Source organism: Hymenobacter sp. UYAg731, from assembly GCF_054061335.1.
Genome location: NZ_JBSSEC010000002.1, coordinates 764,658 through 791,347 on the forward strand (window position 1 = coordinate 764,658; position 26,690 = coordinate 791,347).

Genomic DNA, 26,690 nt, shown 5'->3' on the forward strand with positions numbered 1-26,690 from the left:
ATAAAGGTTAAAACCAAGCTTTGCGAAACTTGATTTCAACTTGGCGAAACCTGGCGCGAAAAAAAGCCCGCCCGGCGTTGATAGCTACAAAATTACGCAATTCGGCTCCGGCCGCCGGTTTCACGCGAAACGAGGGGTGGATTCCAGAACTTGGAGCTAAATGGCCGTACCCTGCAAATCCTCCGGCAGCCATTCGGCAAGTAGCTCGTCCGAATTCGCCTGCACGGCTTCCCACGAAAAAGGCAGCCACTGGCCGCTGATGCTGTCGAATACTTCCGTAGCCGCAGCGCAGGCGAAGAGCTTATAGTCGAATTTGGGATAATTATTCACCAGGTAGCCGGGGTAATAGTAATCGAGGTGCCGGCGGCGGGCGTAGTCGGTTTTCAGCAGCAGCAGGTATTTGCCGAGGCTGTGGCGGTGGTAGGTGGGGTCGTAGAAATTGAGGATGCCGGCCAGGGTGCGCTCGCCGTAGTCGAGGATGCCAGCAGCAATGAGGCGGCCCTCATCGCGCAGCTCGATAATTTGGGTATTGAAGACGTTGTGCGTGGCATCTCCCAGCAGCACTGCCGCAATGGTGGGCGCGGCGTCGAAGGTGATGGCGTCGCGGTAGCGGGCATATAGCTCCTCGTACTCCTCGGTGAGGCGGAAATGGCGGATGGTGGCTGCGAAGCGTGAGTTGCGGCGCAGCAGCCGACGCTGCTCGGGGCCCCACTCCACGCGGGCCAGGTCGAGGCGCAGCCAGTGGGCGGTGTAAAGGCGGCCATCAAAGGGCACAAACTGGCAGGTGAACAGGTCCTGCTGCATGCGGTAGTAGCCTTGGGCGAGGTAAAAATCCAGCGCATCGCCCCGAATGATTGGAAAATCGGCAGAAGAAGAGGCAGCCATAAACGGGGCGGGCAACGGCAGATAGTAAAACGTCATGCTGAGCGAAGTCGAAGCATATCCACCGCAGGAGTAATTATTTACTTGCGCGGTAGAGATGCTTCGACTTCGCTCAGCATGACGTTTCTTGATTATTTATCGCGGCAATGCCGGCTTAGAATTCGCGTAGCGCCAGGCAGTAGTCTTCTTTGGCGCGCATGGCCGTCTGGCTCAGCAGGTCCTTGTCGTGGTAGCCGAGCAGGTGCAGCACGCCGTGAATCATGACGCGGTGCAACTCGTCGCGGAATGGGATGCCGAGGTCGTGGGCATTGTCGCGCACGCGCTCCACGCTGATGAAAATGTCGCCTTCGAGGATGTCCGCGTCGTCGGAGTTATCGAAGGTGATGACGTCCGTCAGCGTGTCGTGGGCGAGATATTCGACGTTGAGGCGGTGCAGGTAGTCGTCGGAGCAGAAGATGTAGGTGAGCTGCACGATGCGGTGCTCATGCACCTTGGCCACGCGCTCAATCCAGTCCAGCAGGCTTTCGGCATCGGAAAGCTCGAAATCGGGCGCGTCTTCCACCATGAACTCGATGCCGGGGGCTTCGTGGTGCAACTCGCCGGGAGGGAAATTTTCGTGGTGGGGCGGGCCCATCGGCGGAGTGCTGTTCATGCGGAATCAGGCGGCTTTAGGCAGCGATTTGGTCGGCGGTCGAAGCTTCGTCGGCGGGCGTAGGCGAGAGTTGGAAGGTCAGCAGCAGACAGCGGCCCTCTTTGCTGAACTCCACCTCATCGGCCAAGTGGCGAATGAGGAAAATGCCGCGACCACCCGGGTTTTCCAGGTTTTCAGGGGCCGTAGGGTCGTCAAGATTATCATAATTAAAACCTGTTCCTTCGTCCTCAATCTCGAACTTCAGCATCTGCGGCTCCACGTAGAGCGACAGGTAAACGTTCTTGTCCTTGTCGAACTTATTGCCGTGCCGAATGGCGTTATTCACCGCTTCGGTCACGGCCACCATGATGTTGCCGTAGATATCGTCCTCAATCTGAAAGGTGTCCTTGGAATTATCGATGAAACTCTCAACGACGCGGATATTCTCGACGAGCGACGGAATCTGAATTTTTACCTGCTTCATAAGGTGATTTGATGGGAAGAGCGGCAGCGCTTTGGGGCGGCAAAAATAGTCTTTTAGCGGCAAAGCACCGCAACTATTTCTGCTATCTTCAAATGCCTGGTTCTAACAGTACACTAATTGGTTAACGAAACGGCGGCCCGCTTGGATGGGAAGCCGTTCGGATTATTTGATTTTCTGAAAATACTCGCCCACTTCGCGTTGGTAATACGGAGTCAGGTTCGGGGGTGTACTACGTAGCAATTCGGTCTGGCGTTCCTTGCTGACCTTGTATTTGTCGAACGCCGGCGGGAAAACCGGGGGTTTGTACTGAGCCGTCTGGGCCTCGCGCTTGGTGTCCTGGTCGCGCTCGCGGGCCGATTTTTCCACCTCCAGCAGGCGGGTGAGGATTTGCTGCTGGCGCATCATGGTTTCTTCGGTGAGGCGCTTGTTTACGAGGTCGGTTTCAGTTTGCTCCATCAGTTTCTTGATGTCGCCGGTGCCGCCCGCGCCCTGGTCGCCTTTGCCGTCCTTGCCATTCTGGCCGCCTTCTTTGCCATCCTTGCCTTCTTTGCTCTGCCCCTGGCCAGGCTGGCCCCCGCCTTGGCCCTGCGAGCTGCCGGGCTTGCCACCCTGCTGCAACTTGTCGAGCTGCTGCATGGCCTGGCGCAGCATCTGCTGCTGGCCGGCCAGCTTGGCCAGCTCCTGCGACATCTCGCGGCCCGACTTGCCCGATTTCGACAACTGCTGAATCTGCTCGTTGAGCTGCTGCTGCATCTTGCCCATGTTGCCGGGGCCGGGCTTGCTGCCCTGGCCCTGCCCTTTGCCCTTGCCTTTTTTCTTGCCGGGCTTGCCCTGGCCGTCCTTGGGCTGGCCTTTGCCGGCCTGGGCCTCCTGCTGCATCTGGTCGAGGGAGCTTTGCAGCATCAGGGCCAGGTTGTTCATGCTCGTCATGGCCTGCTGCTCGGTGGCGGTGGCGCGGCCCAAATCGCGCTGCTGAATGTGGGTGAGCGACTCATCCATGCGGCCGTTCATCTCGCCCACCTCGCGGGTCACGAAGCTCTGAATTTTGGGCTCTTTCTTGGCCAGCGCATACAGCGAATCCTGAATGATTTTGGCGTCGTCGCGCAGCTTGCGCTGGGTCTGGCCCAGCTGCACGAAGCGCGGGTCGGACTGGTCTACCCGGCGGAAGTCCTTCATCAGCTGTTCTTGGTCGAAGCTCAGCGTCAGCAGGTTGTCCAGTATGTCGCGCAGGTCGTCGATGTTCTGCTGGGCCTGGTCGCTTTCCTCCTCGCTCATCTGGTCGCGCATTTTCTGCGCCATTTTCTTCATGCGGTTGGCAGCGCTTTTCTGCTGGCCGGCGGCTTTTTTGTTCTGGTTTTTGCTCAGGCTCTGCTGGCTTTCCTGCATGTCCTGGTCGGTCTGCTCCTGGTCGGGCTTCTGCTCGTCCATGCCGTTCTGGTCGCCCAGCTCCTTGTCCATCTGCTTCAGGTCTTGCAGTTCTTTTTTCAAGTCTTCGAACTCCTTTTGGTTCGCGGCCTGCTCCTGCTTTAGCTGTTCCTGTTTGGCTTTTTGGTCTTGGTTGGAGGCTTTGTTGTCGGGGTTTTCCTTGTCGTTCTGCGCGGTTTTTTCGGCCAGCTTATCTTCCTGCTTGGCCAACTCATCGAGCTTGTTGGCGGTTTCCTCTGCCTTCTGTTCCAGCTGCATCTGCTTGAACATTTCAAGAGCGCGGTCGAGCTCCTTTTGCAGTGTGTCTTCCTTGTTTTCGAGCTGCTGGAGTAACTTCTGCATCTCGGCGTCGGGCTGTTTCTGTTCTTCCAGCAGCTTGCGCAGCTTCTCGTAGAGCTTCTTGGTTTCGGGGTCGAGCAGGTCGTTCATCAGCTTTTTCAGCTCTTCGGCCTTCTTGGCCAACTCCTCGCTTTTGGGACTGGCCTGGTCCTGCTTCTGTTGCAGCTGCTCGAACATTTTCTGCATCTGCTCCATCTGCTGGTTCAGCTGGTTTTTCTGGTCCAGCATGTTTTCCAGCTGCTTGCGGTCCTGGAAGCTCAGGTCGCGCTTGGTTTTCAGCTTGTCCTGGGTTTTGGCCAGCTCGCGTTCCAGCTTCTCGCTCTGCTTGGCCGCCTGGCTCATCTGGCTGGCCACGGATTGCGCCTGGGCCTGCATCTCCTGGCGCAGTTCGCGGCGGCTGGGCAGCCGGAACTCGACCGGCCGCGTGCGGGTGGCTTTGGGGCCGTGTACGCCGTCGTTGTCCCAGGCCTCCACGAAGTATTCGAGGCGGTCGCCGGGCTGCAGATTCAGCGCGTTCAGGTTCCAGGTGTAGGCGTAGGTACCGGCGCTCTCGCGGGGCAGGCCCAGCGGCGTAGCGCCCGCGCGGCTGGGGGCCGAATTTGGTCCCTGTCCGGCCCGCCGCAAGGCGTAGTGCAGCTCCAGGCGTGTCAGGCCGTAGTCGTCGCGCACGGTGCCGCCCAGCGCCAGAAAGCGCCGCGTCACAGTATCGGAAAAAGCCTCCAGCGTGAGCGAGGGCGGCAAATCGGGCACGGCCGTGAGCTGGTAGGAAATGGGGTCGCGGTTGAGGCTGGCCGGGTTTTTCAGGCGCAGCAGGTAGGGCTGTGAGCGCATGATGCGCCGCGTGGCGGTGAAGGTGCCGTCGTCGCCGGTGGCGGCCAGCGCTTCGTCGGGGTTCTGGAACACCAATGCCAGCTCATCCGTCGCGGCTGTGGCAAATTCCCAGCGCACCGTGCTGCCCTCAGGCACGGTCAGGTTGCCGCCATTTTCGATGGTTTCGGCCGGCTTACCGGTATAGGGTGGGTAAGTGATGTTGACTTTGAAGTCGCGCAGATTGGGCCGTTCCAATATCGTGAGCTGGTACTCGGGCGAAGCAAACCCCGCCCCTTTCAGCTGAAAGCTCACGTCGCCCTGCGGCTGCTCGAAGGTGTAGCGGAATTGGTCGCTGTGGCCGGCCACCTTGCTCAACCGCCGTTCGCCATTGTTAAAGGCAATGCTGACATCGGCCGGCAGTGCCGCGCCCGCCACGCCCACGTCCAGCGTGAAATCTTCACCCCGAAAAGCCGTCAGCTTGGGATTCTTAATCAAAAACTGAAACGGCGCGGGCGGCGAGTACGCCCGCTTGTAGTGCCAGATGCGCTCCGTGCCCTGCACCAGAAAGCTGGGATAAAACGCCAGCAGCGCCAGCAGCACGGCCGCCGGAATGGCCGCGTATTTCCACAAGGGCTTGCTCTGCTGCTGGATGTTGATGCCCTCGGCAAATGAATACTGGCCGAACTGCGCGGCGCGCTGCTCCAGGCTGGCCGCAATCAGGGCATTGTCGCGGGCTTGCCCCTGCAGCTGGAGCGCGTTCACCAACCGGTCCTGCACCTCCGGGAAAATCTCGCCGACGCGGCGGGCGGCCTGCTCGTCGCTCAGCAACCGGCGCAGGTTGGTGAGGGCCGCCAGCGGCGTCCAAATCCAGCGTGCAAAGCTGTAAATTGTGAGGCCGATGAAGCCGAACAGCAGCCCGGCCCGCACCACCGTGGGTAGGTACAGGAAGTATTCGAGCCCGTTGAAGGCCACGAAAAACGTGAGCAGCAGCCCGCCAGCCACCAGCCCGCCACGCACCAGCAGGTTCAGGTAAAACTTGCGCTTAAAGGCCTCCAACTCCGTCCGCACCCGCGCCAGGGCGGGATACTCGGCCGCCGCCGGGCCGTGCTCCATCAGCATCGCCATAAATCACGTCTTAGTTGGGAAAGATACAACGGGAGCGGCCTGCTTGGTTCGATGTAGCGCGGACTTTGTAGTCCGCGTCCTCATGCCATTGGGCCGAATCTTGCGGCACAGGTGAGCAGAACACAAAGTCAGCGCTACACCACCTCCACCCAGGCCGGGCAGTGGTCCGAATGCACCACGTCGGGCAACAGACCCGCGCCGGTCAGGCGCGGTTGCAGCGCCGCGTCGGCCAGCCAGTGGTCGAGGCGCCAGCCCACGTTGCGGCCGCGTGAGCCGGCCCGGTAGCTCCACCACGAATAATGGCCGGTGGCCTCGCCGTGGTGGTGCCGGAAGGTATCTACCAGCCCATCGCCCAGAAAGTCCGCGAACCACTGCCGCTCCTCGGGCGTGTAGCCGGGACTGTTCTGGTTGGCCTTGGGGTTGTGCAGGTCGATGGCCGTCTGGCAGCAGTTGAAATCGCCGCCGATGAGCAGCGGCGGCGTGCTGCCATCGGCCCGCAGCTGGGCCACGTAGGCGCGGAAAAAGTGCAACCATTCCACTTTGAAAGCCTGCCGCTCCGGCCCGCTCGTGCCCGAGGGCATGTACGTATTCAGCACCGATACATTCTCAAAATCGAGCCGTAGCACACGGCCTTCGTCATCATAACAGCTCTGCCCGCAGCCGTGTACCACGGCTTTCGGCTCCACTTTTGAGAAGATGGCCACGCCGCTGTAGCCCGGTTTTTGGGCCGGGTGCAGGTAGGCGTGGTAGCCCAGTTTTTCAAAGCCGGATACGTCCATCGGCTCGCGGCTGGCCTTGATTTCCTGGAGGCAAAGCACGTCGGGCGCGGTCTCCGCCACCCAATCCAGCAGGCCCTTGCTCAGGGCCGAGCGCAGGCCATTGACGTTGTAGGAAACGATTTTCATAATGGTTGTTTGTAGCCTGTACTCTGCGAGTCCGGGCATATGCGGCGCAACTATCGTCCGGTTTCGAATGCTCGCTGCGCTCATGCCCGGACTCGCAGAGTCCAGACTACTTTACAGCTCGTCGCCTGGGTCCAGCGCGAAATACTCCAGCACGTGCCACTTCAGCATGCGCTCCTGCTCCTTCAGGTTGGCAAAGGGCACGGGGCGCAGCAGCTTGTAGTGCGGCCAGCCGTCCTCGTCTACATGCGTCTTTTCGTAGTGACCGCTGAGGCTGAAGAGGCGGCAAGTGGCAATGTGCATCAGGTCCTGCTTTTCCTCCTTGGTGAAGACGGAAAGGCCTTGGTTCAGCTCCTGGATGCCGATGAGCAGCAGCAGCGCGTTTAGGTCGGGGCGTTTGTTGAAGCGGGCCTCCATCTCCACCATCAGGGTCTCCCAACGGGCCTCGAAGTCGGCTTCGGCCTCGGGGTGCTCGGCGGGAGCGGCGGGGTTCAGGTCCTCGCTCATGCGTGGGGCTGGCCGTCGTGTTCGGCTTTGTGGGCGGCCAGGGCCGTGCCATCGTGGGCCTCAGCTCCGGCTTCCGATTTCAGGATTTCCCAGTACTCCACCGCGCGGCGGAAGTGCGGAATCACGATGCTGCCGCCGATGATGTTGGCGATGGCGAATATCTCGTAAATCTCCTCGTCGGTCAGCTTCTCCTCGAAGCATTTGCCCACGTGGTACTTGATGCAATCATCGCAGCGCAGCACCATGGAGCAGGCCAGGCCCAGCATTTCCTTGGTTTTCACGTCGAGCGCGCCGGCCGCGTAGGTGTTGGTGTCGAGGTTGAAAAACCGCTTGATGACCTTGTTATCAGCCGCCAGGATGGTGGCGTTCATCCGCTGGCGGTACTCGTTGAATTCGGTTACTTGGGACATTTTTAGGGGATATTCTGAGAAAAAAGAACGGTCATGCTGGGTTTGTCGAAGCAGCTCTACCGTGGCAGTAATCAGTGCCATAACAACGAAGCTCTAGAACTGCTTCGACAAGTTCAACGTGACCGTTCTGGTTGAGCCTGTTAGCAAACAATCGGCTACATTGCTTCTCCAAAATTACTCCCAAACCCTTCCCCATTCTACCGCCATGCTCCGCACCCTGTGGCAGGATTTCCTCGGCCTCATCTACCCACGCCTGTGCCTGGCCTGCCGCGAGCCCCTCGTGACCGGCGAAAATCACCTCTGCACCGGCTGCCGCGCCGAACTGCCCTACACCGACTACCACCACCTGCCACCCGACCAAAACCCGTTGGGCCGCCGCTTCTGGGGCAAGCTGCCTATCCGCCACGCCCTGAGCTACCTGCGCTTCGTGCGCCACGGCCGGGTGCAGCACCTGCTGCACGAGCTCAAATACCAGGGCCAGCGCGATGTGGGCACCGCCCTCGGCCAGCTCTACGGGGCCGAGTTGCACGCGGCAGGACTAGCCGCTGATTTCGACCTCATCATTCCCGTGCCGCTGCACCCGCGCAAGCTGGCCAAGCGCGGCTACAACCAAGCCGCCGCTTTCGCCACCGGCTTATCGGATGGACTGAAAATACCGGCGGCCAATACCGCCCTGCGCCGCACCACCAACACCAAAACGCAAACCAAAAAGAACCGCGCCCAGCGCTGGGAAAACGTGGCCACGGTCTTCGAAGTCGAAGACCCGACGGCAATTATTGGCCGCCGCATCCTCATCGTCGACGACGTGCTGACCACCGGCGCTACCCTCGAAGCCTGCGGCGCCGTGCTGCTAGCCGCCGGCGCGGCCGAGGTCAGCATTGCCGCCATTGCGTGCGCAGACCGCTAGGACCACGGATTCGCCCGGATTTCAGCGGATTTCACAGATTCTGTGGACGACGGAGGTTGATGAATTCCCTGCCGTTTAGGCAATAAAAAAGGCCTGCCATCTGGCAAGCCTTTTTTGTTGGCGCGGCGTCTACAAAATTTGTGAAATCCGCTAAAATCCGGGCGAATCCGTGGTCTTACTTGTTCGAGCCGGCGTTAATCATTGCGCAACGGAAACCGATGGTTGCCGTGGCCGAATCCTCGGCCATGAAGCGGCGCGTACCGGGCGAGAGCCAGTAGGCCACATCGCGCCACGAACCGCCTTTGTACACGCGAACGTGGTCGTCAATCAGCGACTGGTAGCCTTTCTTGTCGTATTTCTCGGCGGGGTCACCCACACCGTTGCGGCGGAAGGGGTTCAGGTCTTCCACGTCCTGGAACGACAGGGGGCGGTACACGTCCTGCACCCACTCGTTCACGTTGCCAGCCATGTTGTAGAGGCCGTAGTCGTTGGGCGGATAGGCATATACCTGCTCGGTAATCATGGCGCCGTCGTTCAGGCTACCGGCGATGCCAGCGTAGTCACCCCGGCCCCGCTTGAAGTTAGCCAGGAACTGGCCCTGCTTGCGGCCGTAGGCGTTGCGGGTCGATTTGCCATCCCAAGGATAAATGCGCTTCTCCTCCTGGTTTTCGTTGCCCACTTCCTGGGTGCCGATGAGGGCCTGAGCAGCGTACTCCCACTCAGCCTCAGTGGGGAGGCGGTAGTTGGGCAGCGTGTTGCCGTTTTCAATAGAAGTAGTGCTTTTACCCGTGCCCAGGGCACCGGCGGCACCGGCAGTGCCTTCGGCACCGGCAGCAGCTCCTTTGTCTTTTTTCTTGCTGAACAGGCCGCCTTTGCCGCCCTTGCTGTCGCCACCGGAGGCGAGACGCTCGTTCACCTTGGCAGTACGCCAGGTGCAATAGTCATCGGCCTGCAGCCAGCTCACGCCCACCACGGGGAAGAAGCGGAAGCCGGGATAACGCAGGTAGTAGGTCACGTAGGGGTCGTTGAAGGACAGGTCGCGCGCCCAAACGGTAGTGTCCGGCAGGGCCGACTTATAAAACTCTTCCGCCGAATCGGTGCGGATGAAGTGCAGGTATTCCAGCCAGTGAATGTTGGCTACCTCGGCTTCGTCCATGTAGAACGAGGCGATGGTTACCGTGCGCTCGATGTTATCGTGCGTCATGGTTACGTCCTCTTCCTGCGAGCCCAGCACCGTGCGGCCACCTTCGATAAACACGAGGCCGGGGCCTTCGGGAATTTTCTTGAAGTTGGCTACCGCCATACCCTTCTCCGTATTGTATTCGATACCCGTCGTGGAGGAATATTTACCGGGGTTCGTGGCCGAGGCCGGACCCTTCTTGCTACAGCCGGCGAGGGCTATCGCGCCCACCAAAGCTAAGCGTAGATAATTATTTAATTTCATAACAAAGTTAAAATCCGTATGGGTGAGGAGGGGTTAGCAAGCGCAATTAGGACGCAATAATACAAAATATTAAAATACCGGGCAAGGGGCCACCGGGTAAACACGTCTTTTTAGCCGACGATGGGCATTTTCCAATCGGTCAAACGCCCGCAACGCCAGCGTTACTTCGTGGGCACCGCCCAAATCGGCACTTAGGCGGCTCAGGCCCACGTCGTAGCTGTAGCCCAGACGCAGGCCGCCGGCCTGAATGCCCGCCACCGCCGCCAGTACGTGTTGAGGACTAACGCTGCCCGGCAGGGAAATATTGCGATATACCGCGCCAAGCGTCACGGGCGAGGCCGTGAGGTACACCCCGGTTTCGATGCGTTGCGAGCCGCCCTGGCGAGTGTAAGCCGCTACCGGCGTGTAGCTTACTTCGCGGGTAGCTATGCCCGGCCCGGGCTTGATGACGAAGAACTTGTAGCCGCCGGAGATGCTCAGGGAAAGCGGGAGCTGGCTTTGCTGGCGAAAGCCCAGGTCGGGTTGGTTGAGGTGCTGCCCGGCCAGGCTGAGCCATCCCTGCTCAGAGTACACCACCACGCCGGTACCCACGCTGAAATAGTTGACGGGCGCAAAATCCAAGGCTTCGACCGAGGGGCCGCCCACGCTGCCGTCTTCCCGAATCTGGTCGCCGAACACGAAATTGTCATATCCCACGCGCTGCCGGCCGTAGCTGGCGCGCAGGCCGCCACTCAGGGCGATGGTTTTGGTGAGGCGGGTGTGGTAGGCATAGAGGCCGCCGATTTCGAGGCGGGTGTAGCCCACGGAACCGGTCCGGTCCTGGTTGAGGAGCAGGCCCAGGGCGTGATGTTGGCCCGCGGTGTTGGGGCGCAGGTCGGCGGCGAGTTGGGTGCTGACGAACGAGCCCGCCAGGCTGGGAAACTGGTTGCGGTAGCTCAGTGTGACGCTGTAATCATCGACTAGTCCCGTGAACGCCGGGTTGGTGTGTAGCCGGGTGGCAAAGGGCTGGGAAAAAAAGACATCCTGCGCGTGGGCGTTGCCGGTAGTGCCCGCCGCCAGCAGCCCGGCCAGCGAGGCGGGGCGTATCAACTTGCTAAACAACGGGGAAGAAGGCACTGGCATACGGACAGGCATAACGCCAAACCGGCGCAAATTAGTGCGCCGGCCTGGCGAAGATACGTCCCGGCCTCACGAAGCCTGAAACGGCTGGGGCTCATTTTTGCAGCACTTTCACGCTCAGGCGGCGATTCTGGGCGCGGCCTTCTTCGGTGGCGTTGGAGGAGATGGAGTAGTTGGGGCCGTAGCCGCGGGCGTCGAGGCGGCTGGGGCTGATGCCCATTTCGACCAGGCTAGCCCAGGCCGTGCGGGCGCGGGCTTCGCTCAATTCTTTGTTTACCTTATAGGTACCGGTGTCGTCGGTGTAGCCGCCGAGCTTGATGCGGGTTTTGGGGTAGGCGCGCAGCAGCGTGGCGATGTTGCGCAGCTGGCTCACGGACTCGGGCGTGAGCGTGGCCTTGCCGGCTTCGAAATAGACCCGGTCGAAATTGTACCAGCCCCGGGTCAGGTCTACGGAGTCGACCCGCACCTGCGGGTCGCTGAGGAAACGGAACAGGTAGCTTTCGGTCGAGTTGGCTCCCACATTCGCAATAGCTCCGCCGCCGGGCAGCTTGAGGGTGGTGGGTTGGCCAGTTTCGTAGTAGTAGTTGCCGGTTTTGGCATCGAAGTGGCCGGGCACAATGGGGTCGGCCACGCGGGTGGCGGGCCGGCGGGCCGGGTAGCGGTTATTGTAGCGCGGATAGCGTGAATCCCCTTCTGAAGCGGCCGGCGCTGCAGCCGTTACCGGAGCTGCATTCGAGGCGGCCGGGCCGGCAGCGGGCGGCACAGTAGCCGAAGCCATTGCTACTGGAGCAGCCGGCGTGGGGGCCGCAGCTACCGGAGTAGATGCGGGTGCTGCCGACATGGACGGGGCTGGCGTGCTCGCCGGATGCATGGCCGCCGGCCTGGTGCCAACGGCCGAGCGCGTGGGGCGCGGTGGGGCGCTGAGGGTGGTCACCAGCACGGGGCCGCCCACCACGGCCTCGTTAGCAAGGGCCAAAGTGGGCGTACTGGCGGGGCTGTTGCGGCTGCTACCGCCTTTGATGGGCGCATCGCCGAGCTTGTTCAGGGTGACGGTGAAGTTGGCGGTTTTGCCCGTTTCGAGGAAAATATTCTCCACCGTCTGCGGGCGGTAGCCGCCTTCGCCGACCCGTATCAGGTAGGGGCCGCCCACCATGAGATTGGCGACCACGAAGCGGCCGGCCGCGTCGGTAGCGGCCGCGTGGCGCACCCCGGACGGCAAATGAATGACGGTGATGGCTGCGCCCGGCAGCGGGGCCTGCGAATCGGACTGCACGCTGCCCATCAGGCTCATGGCCGGGTTTTGGGCCTGTGCAGAATGGGCTGATTCCAAGAGGCACCCCAGTACGACCAGCGAAACAACGGGTAAAAAATGCTTCATATGAATGCAGAAATAACAAGGGTAAGGCCCTGGTTAAAAATATAAGTTTTTGTTTTTCAAATGGATAGACCTTGGGTTTTTGACTATCGTTTATGCTAAACCGCCCTTGTGAGTGGTTTGAACAAACAGCTGTTGCCAAATAAAACCCACAACATCCACCCCAGGCCAAAGATAGTGCAAAAATATGTTTAGAATAATTAGGTAATTATTTATGACTAATCCAATTTAATAATTTCACTTTTCTGATAAAAAACGGATAGCAGGAGTCGGGCTGCATGCCCGCGTGAGCGATGATTCGGACAGCACCTGTGCCAACTGTTGAGCTCGCACTCGTTATTATCGCTCGATTGAAATGGGATGCTCGTCGATTAAGCCTCAAATTGTGGCACAGTCAGGGTTTTACCTTTGTTGCGATTAATTCATTTAAGAGGACTTGCTATGCGAAAGATTTTGTTGGGGTTGCTGGCCTTGGTTATTGTGCTGGTAGTGGCGGCTGTGGCGGCCCCGTTTCTGTTCAAAGACAAGCTGCGGGCGCTGGCCGACAAGCAGATTGCTCAGCGCGTGCGGGCCAAGGTGCTATACAATCCGGCCGATATCGACGTGAGCGTATTCCACTCGTTTCCGGATTTGACGCTGGATATCAAGAACCTGCGCATCATCGGGCTCGACTCGTTCAGCCGCGACACGCTGGCCTACCTGCCCAGCCTGCGCGTGGGCTTGGACGTGATGACGGTAATTAAAGGCCAGGAAATCAAGATTAACAACGTGGAGCTGGACCGGCCCAACCTGAGCCTGCGCCGCCTGAAAAGCGGACTGGCTAACTGGGATGTGGTGATTTCGGACTCGGCGGCTGCGGCCAAGGGCCAGGATACCAGCCAGGTGAGCTTGGCCATCAAAGGCTGGAAGCTGACCGACGGCCATCTGCGCTATGAAGACCTGACCCTGCCCTTCCGCATGGAGGCGCGCGGCGTGAACCACACTGGCAGCGGCGATTTCGCCAGCAACGTGTTCGACATGAAGTCGCAGACCACGGCTACCGACCTGGACATGACTTACAATAACGTGGCCTACGTGACGGACAAGAAACTCGACGCCGACGTGACCCTGAACATGGACCTGAATAAGAGCCTGTACACGTTCAAGGATAATAAATTCAAGCTCAATGACTTTCCGTTCAGCTTCGCCGGGGCAATTGGACTGCCCAATGCCACGGACATCACCTACGACATCACGTTTAAGGCGCTGGAAACGGACTTTAAAACCCTGCTCAGTCTGGTGCCGGGCGCTTACACCGACAAGTTTAAAAACATTGAAACCAGCGGCAAAGTGGCGTTTGATGGCTTTGCCAAGGGCACGCAGACGGCCACGCAGCTGCCTGGCTACGGCGTGAACCTAACCGTGACCAACGGCCAGTTCAAATACCCCGAGTTGCCCCGGGCGGCCAAAAACATCAACCTGAAGATGCAGGTGAGCAACCCCACGGGCGTGACCAACGACGTGAAAATCAATATTCCCCAGTTTCACCTCGACCTCGGCCCCGACCCGGTGGATGGCAACGTAGCCATCGACGGGCTAAACCCGATGAAGGTGGACGGCCGCGTGAAAGCTAATGTGAATCTGGAGGAAGCCCTGAAGGTGTACCCGGTGAAGGATTTGGCTATGCGCGGGCAGTTTTTCGTGGATGGCACGGCGAAGGGCATCTACTCGAAAACGCAGATGCCGGTGGTGAACGCCGCCATTCGGCTGACCAACGGATTTGTGAAATCAGCCAAATTCCCGGCCCCGATTGAGAATATTAACCTCAGCGGTACAGTGGTAAATACCACTGGCCAGGTGAACGACACGCAGATAAACCTGCCGCAGTTTAAGATGTTGCTGGAGGGTGAGCCGCTGGAAGGCCGCCTGAGCGCGCACAACATCGACAAGCCGGTGTTCGATACCAACGTGCGGGGCACGGTGGATTTGACCAAAATCACGAAGATTTTCCCGCTCCAGGGCATGACCGTGACGGGCCGCGTGGCCGGCGACATTGCCGCCAAGGGCAACATGGCCGACGTGGAAGCCGGCCGCTACCAGAACGTGGTAGCCAGCGGCACAGTGAAGGCCACCAACGTGACCTACAAGAGCAAAGACCTGCCGCAAGGCGTGAAAATCAGCTCGGGCACGGCCACTTTCAACAACAACCAGATTGCGCTGCAAAATGTGAACGGCGTGGCCGGCAGCTCCGACTTTGCGGCGTCGGGCACCATCAGCAACTACCTGGGCTATTTGTTCACGCCGGGGCAGTCGCTGAAGGGTAACCTGAACGTTAACTCGCGCAATTTCAACGTGAACGAGTGGATGGTGGACGAGGTATCGGCCAAGCCCACGGCTACCGGCGGCGCGGCCCCGGCCAAGGCCAACGGCGTGCTCCAGATTCCGAAGTTCTTTGATTTGGTGCTAAACAGCCACGTCGACAACGTGACGTATGACAACCTGAAACTGACTGATGCCAAGGGCATTGTGACGGTGAACGACCAGACGGCCACGCTCAAGAACCTGACCTTTAATACGCTGGGTGGCAGCTTTGGGACCACGGGCAGCTACAGCAGCAAGAATCTGGCGCACCCGAAATTCAATTTTGGGCTGAACATCAACAACCTAAGCTTCCAGAAGGCCTTTTCGGCTTTCAACACCATTAAGACGCTGGTGCCGCTGGCCAGCCAGGTGGAGGGCGTGTTCGGGACCACGTTTAACGTGAGCGGCGAAATGGGGCCGGATATGTTCCCGAACCTGGCCACGCTGAGCGGCAAGGGCATTTTCGACGTGGTGCGGGCGGCCATCAACCAATCGGAGGTGATGACGAAAGTGGCCAGCCTGACCACGCTGCCCGAGCTGAAAACGCTGGTGGTGGTGAATAAGAAAATTCAGGCCAACTTGGTGGATGGCAACCTCGTGGTGCAGCCGTTCGACCTGACCATTGGCGACATCAAGATGACCTTGGGTGGGCAGAACAGCCTGACCGGCGCGCTAGCCTACGTCACGGCTATCAACACGCCCACCGGCAAGCTGGGTAATGCCCTCAACGGCCAGCTTACCCGCCTCACGGGCGTGCAGAACATTCAGGGCACCGACCGCGTGACGCTGGGCCTCAACATCGGCGGTACGATGACAGCCCCGATAGTGAAGCTCACCAGCGGCAGCATGAAGGACCAGGGCAAAGCGCTGGTGCAGAACGTGGCCAAACAAAAAGCCCTCGACCTGCTGGGCGTGAAGCCCCGCGCCATCAGCAAGGACGACAGCGTGCGCCGCGCCGGCCAGACGCCCGAGGAAGCCGCCGCCCAAGCGGCCAAGGACAAGCAGCAGCAGCGCATCGACGCCGCCAACAAGGCCAAGGAGCAGTTGGCGAAGGGCTTTAATAGCCTCTTCAACAAGCCCAAACCGAAGCCCAAGGCGGTAGAGCCGGCCGATACCACCAAGCCGTAGCTTCGGTGAAAAGCAACTTTGGCCGAATTGTTGGAGTAGAAGCCCCGACTATCTTGTTGATATTCGGGGCTTTGTATTAATTCAATAATTAACCAACACCAACGCGATGATGTTCAGAAACCTGTTGCCCCTCACTGCCATAGCCCTGCTGGGCCTGGCGGGCTGCTCCAAAAGCTCCGATGAGAGCGCCAACACGTCGAAGCTCGAAGTGCGGCTGATGGACGCGCCCGGCGACTACAGCAGCGTGCTGCTCGACGTGCGCCAGGTGGAAGTGCATCTGAAAGATGAAGGCGACCCAGACGGCTGGAAAACCCTGAATTTTACCCCACGCACCATCAATGTGCTGGATTATGTGAATGGGAATTCGGCCTTGCTGGTGAGCGATGACTTCGCGCCCGGCGACCTCAAGGAAATTCGCCTCATCCTGGGGCCGAACAGCTACGTTATCGGCCGCGATGGCCAGCAGTACGACCTGAAAACGCCCAGCGGCCAAACCTCCGGCGTGAAGCTGAAGCTGGAAAAAGCTACCTTGAAGCTGCGCGAAACGTTCCAGCTGCTGCTCGATTTCGACGTGGCTAAGTCCATTGTAGAGCGCGGCGGCTGGAAGCCGGGCAACGACAAAAAGGAGCGGTACCTGCTCAAGCCCGTCATTCGGGTGGTGGCGCAGGACCTGCGCGCCGGCCTCCGCGGCACGGTGACCCCGGCGGCGGCCCGGCCCCAGATTCTGGCCATCCGCACGTCGGGCCTGCTCGCCCCCGATACGGTGAGCACGGCGGCCGATGCGTCGGGCGCCTTCCAGTTGGGCGGCTTGGCGGCGGGCACGTATCAGGTGCAGTTTTTCCCCAGCACTACCGCCCCGGCCGGCCAGCCGGCTTACCGCAACGTGATTCGCACGGGCGTAGTCGTGGTAAATGACCAAGTGACGGACCTTGGTACGACGTCCCTGAATTAAAAGGCAGCACCTCAGCAAGCAAAAAGCCCCAACCTTTTCGGATTGGGGCTTTTTGCTTGCTGAGGTGCTGTTCGGGTACTGCGGGCCGGGCGTTATTGCCAGCCGCCGCCCAGCGCGCGGTACAGATTCACGCTTTGCAGCAGCAGGGCCTGGCGGGTTTCGGCGAGGCTGAGCTCTGCCTCCAGCACGCTGCGCTGGGCGGTAATCACTTCCAGATAAGTAGCGTAGCCGGCCACGAACAAGTCGTTGGACGTAGCTACGGCGCTGGTAAGCTGCGCCACTTCGCGGGTGCGCAGGCTAACGACGGACTGGAAGTTTTCGAGCCCTTGCAGGCCCACCACCACTTCGCGGAAGCCGGTTTGCAGCGCCTGCTGGTAGCGGTAGTAGCCTTCGTAGTTGTTGGCCACGGCCTCGCGGAAATCGGCCCGGTACTGGGCGCGGTTGAGAATGGGGCCGGCCAGGCCGGCTACGGCACCGTACACCACGGAGCCGGGGTCGAGCAACACATTGGCCCGGAAGGCGTTGAGGCCGACGTAGGGCGTGAGGGTGAGCGCGGGCAGGAAGGCGGCGCGGGCGGCATCCACGTCGGCGCTGGTGGCGCGGAGCTGCAATTCGGCCTGGCGCACGTCGGGCCGGCGGAGCAGGGCGGTGGCAGGCAGGCCGGCGGCGAGCCGGGTGGGCAGGCCCGACTGGCTGGGCAGCGCCGGTCCGCGCCGGATGGCTTGCGGGTAGCGCCCCAGCAGCTGGTTGAGCTGGGTTTCGGTTTCGGTGATGCGCTGGCGGGTTTCGTAGGCCAGGCTTTCGGTGCGCAGGGCCTGGGCGGCAAACTGCTGCACCGCCAGCTCGGTGACGCGGCCGGCCTGCTTCTGAATACGAATCAGGCGCAGGCCGTCCTGCTGGAAGCGGGTGTTGCGCACCAGAATAGCCAGCTGGTTATCCAGCGTCAGCAGCTCGTAGTAGGCGCGGGCCACGTTGGCCACCAGGTTGGTGACTATCAGGTTGCGGCCCTGCTCGGAGCCTAATACGCGCAGGTAGGCGGCCTTGCGGCGGCTGCGCAGCTTGCCCCAAAGGTCAATTTCCCAGGAGCTGCGCAGGCCCACGAACAGGTCGGGGGTGAGGGCGGTGGGCACCCGCTGGTTGTCGGCGATATTCTGCGAGAGGTTGGTGTCGAAGTTGCCAATGCCCGTCATGGTGTACTTGCCGTAGCGGTCGAACCCCGCCGTGCCCACGGCCGATACCGAGGGAAACAGCGCCCCGCGCCGGGCCAGGTACTGCGCCTGAAACACCTCCACGCGCTGCACGGCCACCTTCAAATCCAGGTTTTGCCGCAGGGCCGTATCGATGAGGCCGGCCAGCGCGGGGTCCTGGAAAAACTGCCGCCACGGCGTGCGGCCCACGCTGATGGTATCGGCGGGCGCGGTGGGCTGGTTGAAGGCTTTGGGAGTAGCAGGACTGGCGGCGGGGCCGGTGGGCGCGGCCACGCGGCAGCCAGCGGCGAGAAGAATCAGGGAAAGAGCGAGGGGAAAGCGCATGGGTTGTAGCACAGGCTTTAGCCTGTGCGGCGTTAGGTTGAATCAGTGGTCCAAAGGCACAAGTTGAAGCCTGTGCTACAAGTCGTTCGGGAGCCGTTAGGAGGCATCAATGCGCTACCAGCTCCGCTTCTTCCTGCTCCGCCAGAGTCGTGGTTTCCAGGTTTTTCACCTTCTCGAAGCTGGCAAACAGCACGTACAGGCCCGGAATCAGCACCATGCCGAACACCGTGCCGATGAGCATGCCGCCCGCCGCCGCCGTCCCGATGGAGCGGTTGCCCAGCGCCCCGGCCCCATCAGCAATAACCAGCGGAATGAGGCCGGCGATGAAGGCGAAGGAAGTCATCAGAATGGGCCGGAGGCGCGACACGGCTCCTTGCACGGCCGCCTCCAGCACGGTGGCCCCGGCCCGGCGGCGCTGCTCGGCAAACTCGATGACGAGGATGGCATTTTTGCCGAGCAAACCGATGAGCATCACGAGCGCTACCTGGGCGTAAATATTGTTTTCCAGCCCCAATAGCTTGAGGCTGAGGAAAGCGCCGAAGATGCCGGTGGGCAGGCTCAGGAGCACGGACAGCGGCAGCAACAGGCTTTCGTACTGCGCGGCCAGCAGCAGGTACACGAAAATCAACACGAGGCCGAAGACGTAGAGGGCCTGGTCGCCGCTCAGGATTTGCTCGCGGGTCATGCCGCTCCACTCGTAGCTGAAGCCTTTGGGCAACACCTTGGCCGCCACGCGTTCGATGGCCGCGATGGCATCGCCGGAGCTGTGGCCGGCGGCGGCGTCGCCGTTAATCATGGCCGAAGTGTACATGTTGTAGCGCGTGAGCTGGTCGGGGCCGAAGACGCGCTCCAGCTTCACGAATGTGGAGAAGGGCACCAGCTCGCCCCGGTTGTTCTTGACGTGCAGGGCCAGCAGGTCGTCGGGCCGGCCGCGGTACTCGGGGCCGGCCTGCACCATCACCTTATACATCTGGCCGAAACGGATGAAGTTGGAAGCGTAGTAGCTGCCCAGCAGCGTTTGCAGGGTGCTCATGGCCTGGTCCACGGTCACGCCTTTTTTGGCGGCCATGTCCTGGTCGACGTGGATGAGGTACTGCGGAAAGTTGGGGTCGAAGCCGGTGAACGCGCCGCTGATGGCCGGCTCCTTTTGCAGCGCGGCCAGGAAGGTTTTGGAGGCATGGGCCGTCTTCTGCAGGTCGCCGCTGCCCGATTTATCCAGCAGCCGCAGCTCAAAGCCGCTGCTGTTGCCGAAGCCCGGCACCGTGGGCGGCGGCAGAAACTGAATCTCGGCATCCTTGATGCCTTTGGTCTTCTCTTCCAGCTCCTTAATGAACTCGGCCACCGACTGGTCGCGCTCGTCCCAGCCCTTGAGATTAATCATGCCCATGCCGTAGCTGGAGCCGGCTGCGTCGGTCACCAGGCTGTAGCCGGCCAGGGTCGAAACCGACTCGACCGGCTTGAGCTTCTGGGCAATGCGCTGCACCTGGGCCAGCACCGCCTCGGTGCGCTCCACGGTGGCCCCGGCGGGCGTGGTCACGTTGATGTACACCATGCCCTGGTCCTCGGTCGGGATAAAGCCCGAGGGCAATACTTTGCTGATTCCCCAGGTGGCCCCAAAAAACACCAGCAGTACGCCAATGGTAACCACGCGGCGGCCGGCAATGCTCCCCAGCAGGCGCTGGTAGTTGCTGGCCAGCCCCTCGTACTTGTTGTTAAAGCCCTTGAAAAACCGGCCCACCAAACCCTTCCGTTCGCCCTCGTGCTGCTTGAGCATGAGCGCGCAAAGGGCCGGCGTGAGCGTCACGGCATTCACGCCCGAAATGACAATAGCAATGGCCAGCGTGAGCGAAAACTGCCGGTAGAACACGCCCACCGGCCCATCCATAAACGACACCGGAATAAATACCGCCGACATCACCAACGTGATGGCAATCAGCGAGCTGCTGATTTCATGCATGGCCTCGTAGGTGGCGCTGCGGGCGTCCATGTGCTTTTCCTCCATCTTGGCATGCACGGCCTCCACCACCACAATGGCGTTATCGACCACGATGCCAATGGCCAGCACCAACGCGAAGAGTGTGAGCAGGTTAATCGAAAAACCCAGCATCTGCATAAAGGCCAGCGTGCCGATGAGGGCCACTGGCACCGCCAGCGCCGGAATGAGCGTGGAGCGCCAATCCTGCAAAAACAGGTACACAATGAGGAACACCAGCAAAAATGCCTCCACCAGCGTGCGCAAAACCTCGTGAATACTGGCATCCAGAAACCGCGATACGTCGTAGGCGATGCTGTATTTCATGCCGGGCGGGAAGCTGGTTTTTTGCAGCTCGGCCATGCGGGTTTTCACGTTGGCAATCACCTCGCTGGCATTCGAGCCGGGCCGCTGCTTGAGCATAATAGCCGCCGAGGGCTGCCCGTCGTTCTTCGACGACATGCCGTAGGTGAGCGAGCCGAATTCCACATCGGCCACCGCCTTCAGGCGCAGCACCGAGCCGTCGGGGTTGGAGCGGATAACGATGTTGCGGTACTGCTCCGGCTCGAATAACTTGCCGGTGTAGCGCAGCACGTACTGCAATTGCTGCGCCTTGCCGCCCGAGCTTTCGCCCGATTTACCGGGGGCCGCCTCCACGTTCTGCGCCCGGATGGCCTGCACGATTTCATCGGTGCCCACTTCGTAAGCCGCCATGCGGTCAGGCTTCAGCCAGACACGCATCGAGTATTCCCGCGAGCCCATGATTTCGGCAAATCCCACGCCGTTGATGCGCTTTAGCTCCTGCAACACGTTGATATCGGCAAAGTTGTAGATGAATTTCTCCCCCGTCGACTTGTCATCGCTCGTGATGTTGAGGTAAAGCAGCATGGAATTCACCTCCTTCTCGGTCGTCACGCCGGCCTTGATAACTTCCTCCGGCAGCTCGTCAATCACCGTCGTGACGCGGTTTTGCACGCCCACGGCGGCCAGGTCGGGGTCGGTGCCCACCTCGAAGAACACGGTGATGAGCGTCACGCCACTATTCGAGCTCACCGAGTTCATGTAGGTCATGCCCGGTACGCCGTTGATGGCGCGTTCCAGCGGCGTGGCCACGGCCTTGGCGCATACCTCGGCATTAGCGCCGGTATACTTGGCCGTGACGGTCACGGAGGGCGGCACGATGTCCGGAAACTGCGTGATGGGCAGCGTGAACAGCGCCAGCCCGCCCAGCAGCACCAGGAAAACGGAAATCACCAGCGAGAGAATAGGCCGGCGGATGAAGATATCGAACATAAGCAGGAGCAGTAGCGCGGACTTTGTAGTCCGCGTCCGGACGGGATAAATTGCGTCGATTAATGAAGGTGGGTGCAAACGCGGACTACAAAGTCCGCGCTACTCCCGGCTACTGCGCGGCCACTGCCGCCGTATCCAGCAGCACGGTTTTGGGGTTTATTCGCTGCTTATCGTGCAACTCCGGGGCACCCTCGTACACCACCCGCTCGCCGGGTTTCAGGCCCTCCTTCACCACATAGAAATCACCGAGGCGCGTTTGGGGCGTGAAGCTGCGGGTGTGCGTCATGCCCGCCTGGTCCACCACGTACACGAAGTTTTGGTCCTGAATCTCGAACACTGCTTTCTGGGGCAGCAGCAGCGCGGCGGGCAGCTGGTCGGTCAGGCGCACTTTGCCCGAGGCCCCGTGTTTGAGCAGGCGGTCGGGGTTGGCGAAGCGCGCCCGCAGGGCAATGGAGCCAGTGTTGGGATTAAATTCGCTTTCCGCCGTTTCGATGTGGCCCGTGAGCGGGTAAGTATCGCCGTTGGCCAGCGTGAGGCGCACCAAATCGGAGTGCAGCTCGGGGTGCTCGCGCCGGGCCTTGTTGTAGTTCATGTAGCTGCCCTCGGCCACGTCGAAATAGGCGAATACCGCGCTCAGGTCCGATATCGTGGTCAGCAGGGTACCTTCTTCCACCACGCTGCCCATTTTGAGGGGAATGCGGTCAATTACGCCATCGAAAGGGGCGCGCACCAAGGTGTAGCTCAGGCTGAGGCGGGCGGCGGCCTCGCCGGCGCGGGCGGCGGCTATCTGGGCGTCGGCATCGTTCACCTTGCTGGTAGAAAGGGCCGATTCGGACCGGGCGATGACGTTTTTATCCACCAGCAGGCGCACCCGGTCGCGTCCTACGCGCGCGGCGGCGGCCTGGGCCTGGGCGCTGGCCACAGCGGCGTGGGCCTGGGCCAGTCGGTTCTGGTAGGCGCTGGCATTCAGGCGGAACAGCAGCTGGCCCTTTTTCACCGGCTTGCCTTCCTCCACATAAATGTGCTCCAGAAAACCCGCCACCTGGGCGCGTACTTCCACGTTGCGCACGGCCTGAATATCGGCCACGTAGTCGCGGTGCAGGGCCTGGCTGGACGTTCGCAGAGTCACTACCGGCACTTCGGCCAGCACCTCGGCGGTATCTTTTTCAGCCTTGGCCGAGCAGCCGCTGAGGCCGGTGGCCAGCACGGCCGCTGCCGCCGTGAGGGCGAAAGAGGGAAGGAAATGGCGGCGCAAAAAGGTGTTCATGAGGAAGAAAATGAGCAAGAGAAAGCCACCGGCCCGCTATCGGGTCGTGGCCGTGGCCGTCGATAGGGCCGGTAATTCGGGGTGGAGGGCCAGCAGGCTGTCCTGCTGCTGGTGCGCGGCCTGGCAGCGGGCCAGCAGCCGCTGCGTGAGGCGCAGGTCGGCTTCGGTGGTGGCCTGCAGGTCGTCGTAGTCGACGGCGGGGTCGGGCGTTTTGTACAGCAGAAAACCATTGAGCCCCAGCGACAAAGCCAGGGCTCCGGCCAGGAGCAAAATCAGGAAATTAAGGGGCCGGAGTTGAGGAGGCATCGTCGTTTGCGGTGGTGGCAACTGCCCGCAAAGCACCCAACCTGACATTAAAACGGTATGAGAACCGTATTAGAATAGATGAAAACGACGCGGAATTAGGGTGGAGCCGCCTGATTGCGTCTCACCATCCGCGCCATTTGGGGCGTCGTTCACCGACGAGGCGCAATCAGGGGTCTCTACCGCTTCGTGCCCGCCGCTGCATCGGCTTTCAGCGCGTCCAGAATCTGGCTCACCAGCTCGGCCGGCGTATTTGTGATGGAAAGCCGCAGGGCATACGCCGGCCGCTCCAGCGTCGCCAGCTGCGAATCAAGCATATTCGAGTGCATGTAGTGGCCCTTGCGCCCGCCAATGCGCTCCAGCAGCAGCTCCTTGGGGCCATCGAGGAAAACCCAGTGCAGCGGCTCCTGAGCCTGGCTTTGAAGCGTGGTGCGGTATTTTTCCTTCAGCGCGGAGCAGGCCAGCACGGCCCCGCCGGCCTGCTCCCATTCGCCCAGCCGGGTGGCCAGCGTGGCCAGCCAGTCGCGCCGGTCGTCGTCGGTCAGCGCGGTGCCGTGGGCCATCTTGTCGATGTTGGCCTGCGAATGGAAGTCGTCGGCATCGTAAAAGGGCCGGTTGAGTTGTTGGGCCAGCTGCTCGCCTACCGTTGTTTTGCCGCAGCCCGAAACCCCCATGACGATGAAACTCATACCTGCCTGATTGACTGAAAAAGGAGTGCAATGAAACGACTACCGCCGCCGCAACGATGCGTATCTGCCGGGGCCCGCGGGCTTTTCTTACGGAATGTCGGGCTTGGCGGCTATGCGGCGGGCAGCCACACCGTGGCGGTAGTGCCCCGCCCCACCGCCGAGGCCAGCTCCAGCCGCCCGCCGTGGCGCTGCACGATGCGCTGCGTGAGGGGCAGCCCCAGGCCGTAGCCGGGCCGGCCCACGGCCCCGGCCGCCCGGTACAGCGGCTCGTAAATACGGCTCAACTCCCCGGGACTGAGGCCCGGCCCCACATCCGTGATGCGGACGCGCAGGGTGGCCGGGCCTTCGTAGCCCAGCTCGGCCTGCACCGGCCCGCCCGAATACTTGCCGGCATTGTCCAGTAGGTTCAGCAGCGCGGTAGTGAGCAATTCGGCGTTGCCGGGCACCATGAAAACATCGGTTTCGGCCTCCTCCGGCAGTTCGCCAAAAGTGAGGCGGAACTCCCGGCCCGCGTACTTGGCCCGGGCAAAACCCAACGCTTGGTTCAGGCATTCATCCAGGCGCACGGGCTCGAAGTCGGGCAGTTTCCCATCCACTTTGGCCAAGGATAATAAGCTGCTGGTGAGGGCGGTTAAGTGGTGCGACGCCTCCAGGGCCTGCGCCAGGCTCTGGCGGGCTTCGGGCAGGGAGGCATCATAGGCCAGGGCGGTTTCCAACGTGCCGGTGAGGGTGGTCAGGGGCGTGCGCAACTCGTGCGAGGCGTGGGCCAGGAAGCTTTTTTGCGCCTCAAACGCCTGTTCCAAGCCCGTCAGCATGCCATTGAACGCGTGGGCCAGCTGGGCCAGCTCATCGCGCCCATTGCCTTCCGGCAGCCGCCGGCCCAGGTTGGTGGCCGAAATGCGCCCCGCCTGCCGACTAATGCGCGCCACCGGGGCCAGCGCCGCCCCCGCGAAGTACCAGCCCGCCAGAATGGTCAGGGCCAGCGCCCCCACGTTGCCCACGAGCAGCAGCAGCCCCAGCTGCCACAGCCGCTCCCACCCCGTTTTATCCTCGGCCGATACGAAAATGCGGTAATGCTCCCCCTCGTGTACGTAAACCAAGCCCACGCCCTCGCGCCGGCCCCGCTCCTTGAACGCCAGCAGCTTGCCCGGTTTTTGGGCATCGAGGCGCGCCCGGTTGGGCGCTTGCTCCATGTCGTCGGCACTGCTGAAGCGCAGGGCCCCGTCGGCGTCGTAGATGCTGATTTGCTCCTCCGGCAAGGTCAGAATATCGCGGCGGCGCAGGCTGCCCAGCTGGCCGGTTGCGAGCTTGCCCGTGCGCACCAGCAGCCGCGAGGCCAGCGTGGCGCTCGTGCCCAGGCGGTGCTCGAAGCGCTGCGCCCGCGTGCTGGCGTTGAAGTAGTAGATAAACGCCGAGAAGCCGACCTGAATAGCCAGCACCAGCAGCGTAAAGCGCAGCATCAGCTTATTGCGAATCAGCATGTTGGAGTTGGATTGTAGCGTGGCCTCTGCGAGTCCGCGCCCGATAGTGCATTTAGTGTTGCTTATGCGCGGACCCGCAGAGTCCGCGCTACTCTTCCCGCATCACGTAGCCCATGCCCACCACGGTATGAATGAGCTTCGGCGAAAACCCCCGGTCCAGTTTCTTGCGCAAGTAGCTCACGTACACATCAATCACATTGGTGGTAGTGTCAAAGTCCAGGTCCCAGACCCGCTCGGCAATGTCAACCCGCGAAACGACCCGGCCGCGGTTGCGCAGCAGGTGCTCCAGCAGCGAATACTCGCGGGTGGTGAGGCCGATGCGCTGGCCGGCGCGGCTCACGGTTTTGGCGTCGAGGTCGAGCACGAGGTCGGCCATGCGCAGCTCCTGGCGCTGGCCGGCGGCGGCCGCGTAGCGCTGGGTAAGGGCGCGGGCGCGCATCAGCAACTCCCGGAACTCGAATGGTTTGACGAGGTAGTCATCGGCCCCGGCGGCAAAGCCGGCTTCTTTGTCGTCGAGGCTATCGAGGGCGGTGAGCAGCAGGATGGGCACCAGCCGGCTATTGGCCCGGATGCGCTGGCACAGCTCCACTCCGTTGAGGTAGGGCAGGTTCACGTCGAGAATAACCAGGTCGTAGGGCTGCTGCGCGTAGAGCGACCAGCCGGTGCGGCCGTCGTAGGCCACGGTCAGGTCGTAGCCCTCGTGCTCAAAGCCTTTTTTGACGAACGAAGCCAGCGGCGGCTCATCTTCGACCAGCAGGATTTTCATAAGCGAAATAAACGTATAGCTGCCGCATTCGGCCATTTCCAGCAAGCAAAACAGGCAGCCCAAAGCTACTCGCCGGGCTGCCTGTCGGCGTTGCCAAAACCAGGTTTTACAACTGCGGCGCTACCTGCCCGCCCATTTCGCGGCAGTAGGTGATGAAGTCAGAATTGACGGGCTCCAGGCCGCCTTCGCGCATTTTGGTGGCTACCTGGGCACGGTGGTAGGTGGCGTGCGTCACGGCGTGGGTGAGGATGTCGCTCACCAGCGAATCGTAGGCGTCGCCCTGCGAGTTGGTGTACTGGATGTGGCGGGCCAGCTCGGCTTCGTCGGTCGTTTCGCAGAGCTGCGCGAGGCGCTGCGAAGTTTGCTCGTGCCAGTGGTGAATGCCGGCCAAGTCGTGCTCCTGCCACACTTTCACGGGGCTTTGGGTGCCGGTGATGCGGGCAATCCAGATGGCTTGGGCGTTGATGGCGTGGCTGAACAGGCGCAGCACCAACTGCGGGATTTCGTGGCCGGCGGCTACCGACGAATCGAGGCGGCGCAGCAAAGTTTCGTTGGCCCAGACGTTGAACGCGCCGAGCTTGGCAATGGTGTTAATCATAAGGAGTTA

21 protein-coding genes are annotated in these 26,690 nt (G+C 61.3%); 3 read left to right on the forward strand and 18 right to left on the reverse strand.

Translation table 11 applies throughout. The features are described 5' to 3' along the window. Positions 1–156: 156 nt before the first annotated feature. The 7 genes from ACVWYF_RS07670 to ACVWYF_RS07700 form a co-directional block, all read right to left on the reverse strand. Positions 157–921 carry a GNAT family N-acetyltransferase gene (locus tag ACVWYF_RS07670; RefSeq protein ID WP_457066270.1) on the reverse strand — a complete coding sequence of 255 codons (765 nt, stop codon included), beginning with the start codon at positions 919–921 and terminating at the stop codon, positions 157–159. 115 nt (positions 922–1,036) lie between these two features. After that, a complete protein-coding gene (gene ybeY, locus ACVWYF_RS07675) occupies positions 1,037–1,534 on the reverse strand; it encodes an rRNA maturation RNase YbeY (RefSeq protein ID WP_457066272.1) in 498 nt (165 codons plus the stop codon). Between the two features lie 16 nt (positions 1,535–1,550). Next, positions 1,551–1,997: an ATP-binding protein gene (locus tag ACVWYF_RS07680; protein WP_457066274.1), complete on the reverse strand. Its 447-nt coding sequence runs from the start codon at positions 1,995–1,997 to the stop codon at positions 1,551–1,553. Between the two features lie 162 nt (positions 1,998–2,159). Continuing rightward, a complete protein-coding gene (locus tag ACVWYF_RS07685) occupies positions 2,160–5,696 on the reverse strand; it encodes a DUF4175 family protein (RefSeq protein ID WP_457066276.1) in 3,537 nt (1,178 codons plus the stop codon). A gap of 134 nt (positions 5,697–5,830) precedes the next feature. Continuing rightward, a complete protein-coding gene (locus tag ACVWYF_RS07690) occupies positions 5,831–6,601 on the reverse strand; it encodes an exodeoxyribonuclease III (protein ID WP_457066278.1) in 771 nt (256 codons plus the stop codon). Between the two features lie 111 nt (positions 6,602–6,712). After that, a complete protein-coding gene (locus ACVWYF_RS07695; protein WP_457066280.1) occupies positions 6,713–7,105 on the reverse strand; it encodes a hypothetical protein in 393 nt (130 codons plus the stop codon). Then, positions 7,102–7,515, reverse strand: coding sequence for a carboxymuconolactone decarboxylase family protein (locus ACVWYF_RS07700; protein ID WP_457066282.1), 414 nt, complete (start codon positions 7,513–7,515; stop codon positions 7,102–7,104). The genes ACVWYF_RS07695 and ACVWYF_RS07700 overlap by 4 nt, the downstream gene beginning before the upstream one ends. Positions 7,516–7,720: 205 nt before the next feature. On the opposite strand from ACVWYF_RS07700, the gene ACVWYF_RS07705 reads away from it, so the two are divergent. Continuing rightward, positions 7,721–8,422: a ComF family protein gene (locus tag ACVWYF_RS07705; protein WP_457066284.1), complete on the forward strand. Its 702-nt coding sequence runs from the start codon at positions 7,721–7,723 to the stop codon at positions 8,420–8,422. Between the two features lie 175 nt (positions 8,423–8,597). Here the strand turns inward: ACVWYF_RS07705 and ACVWYF_RS07710 are convergent, their stop codons facing one another. The 3 genes from ACVWYF_RS07710 to ACVWYF_RS07720 form a co-directional block, all read right to left on the reverse strand. After that, complete coding sequence (locus ACVWYF_RS07710) at positions 8,598–9,866, reverse strand: SUMF1/EgtB/PvdO family nonheme iron enzyme (RefSeq protein ID WP_457066286.1); 1,269 nt, start codon at positions 9,864–9,866, stop codon at positions 8,598–8,600. Positions 9,867–9,935: 69 nt separating this feature from the next. Continuing rightward, positions 9,936–10,955, reverse strand: a complete 1,020-nt coding sequence (locus ACVWYF_RS07715) for a PorP/SprF family type IX secretion system membrane protein (protein ID WP_457066288.1) — start codon at positions 10,953–10,955, stop codon at positions 9,936–9,938. 124 nt (positions 10,956–11,079) lie between these two features. Beyond that, a complete protein-coding gene (locus ACVWYF_RS07720) occupies positions 11,080–12,363 on the reverse strand; it encodes an OmpA family protein (protein ID WP_457066290.1) in 1,284 nt (427 codons plus the stop codon). A 438-nt stretch (positions 12,364–12,801) separates the two neighbouring features. Here ACVWYF_RS07720 and ACVWYF_RS07725 point away from each other — a divergent pair, with 438 nt between their 5' ends. After that, positions 12,802–15,828, forward strand: coding sequence for an AsmA family protein (locus ACVWYF_RS07725; protein ID WP_457066292.1), 3,027 nt, complete (start codon positions 12,802–12,804; stop codon positions 15,826–15,828). Between the two features lie 106 nt (positions 15,829–15,934). Further along, the gene (locus tag ACVWYF_RS07730; protein WP_457066294.1) at positions 15,935–16,780 is read left to right on the forward strand and encodes a DUF4382 domain-containing protein; all 846 of its coding nucleotides are present in this window, start codon (positions 15,935–15,937) and stop codon (positions 16,778–16,780) included. A gap of 92 nt (positions 16,781–16,872) precedes the next feature. On the opposite strand, the gene ACVWYF_RS07735 is transcribed toward ACVWYF_RS07730, so the two are convergent. From ACVWYF_RS07735 to ACVWYF_RS07770, 8 genes are all read right to left on the reverse strand, one after another. Then, the gene (locus ACVWYF_RS07735) at positions 16,873–18,312 is read right to left on the reverse strand and encodes an efflux transporter outer membrane subunit (protein ID WP_457066296.1); all 1,440 of its coding nucleotides are present in this window, start codon (positions 18,310–18,312) and stop codon (positions 16,873–16,875) included. Between the two features lie 106 nt (positions 18,313–18,418). Beyond that, positions 18,419–21,577 (reverse strand): efflux RND transporter permease subunit, encoded by a 3,159-nt coding sequence (locus tag ACVWYF_RS07740; RefSeq protein WP_457066298.1) that lies wholly within the window; start codon positions 21,575–21,577, stop codon positions 18,419–18,421. Between the two features lie 109 nt (positions 21,578–21,686). Beyond that, positions 21,687–22,844 carry an efflux RND transporter periplasmic adaptor subunit gene (locus tag ACVWYF_RS07745; RefSeq protein ID WP_457066300.1) on the reverse strand — a complete coding sequence of 386 codons (1,158 nt, stop codon included), beginning with the start codon at positions 22,842–22,844 and terminating at the stop codon, positions 21,687–21,689. Between the two features lie 36 nt (positions 22,845–22,880). Further along, complete coding sequence (locus ACVWYF_RS07750; RefSeq protein WP_457066302.1) at positions 22,881–23,150, reverse strand: hypothetical protein; 270 nt, start codon at positions 23,148–23,150, stop codon at positions 22,881–22,883. Between the two features lie 176 nt (positions 23,151–23,326). Then, on the reverse strand, positions 23,327–23,836 hold the full coding sequence (locus tag ACVWYF_RS07755) for a gluconokinase (protein ID WP_457066304.1): 510 nt from the start codon (positions 23,834–23,836) through the stop codon (positions 23,327–23,329). 110 nt (positions 23,837–23,946) lie between these two features. Then, positions 23,947–25,317 (reverse strand): ATP-binding protein, encoded by a 1,371-nt coding sequence (locus ACVWYF_RS07760; protein ID WP_457066306.1) that lies wholly within the window; start codon positions 25,315–25,317, stop codon positions 23,947–23,949. 88 nt (positions 25,318–25,405) lie between these two features. Next, the gene (locus ACVWYF_RS07765; RefSeq protein WP_457066307.1) at positions 25,406–26,083 is read right to left on the reverse strand and encodes a response regulator transcription factor; all 678 of its coding nucleotides are present in this window, start codon (positions 26,081–26,083) and stop codon (positions 25,406–25,408) included. Between the two features lie 106 nt (positions 26,084–26,189). Then, positions 26,190–26,681, reverse strand: a complete 492-nt coding sequence (locus ACVWYF_RS07770; protein ID WP_457066309.1) for a DinB family protein — start codon at positions 26,679–26,681, stop codon at positions 26,190–26,192. Between the last annotated feature and the right edge of the window lie 9 nt (positions 26,682–26,690).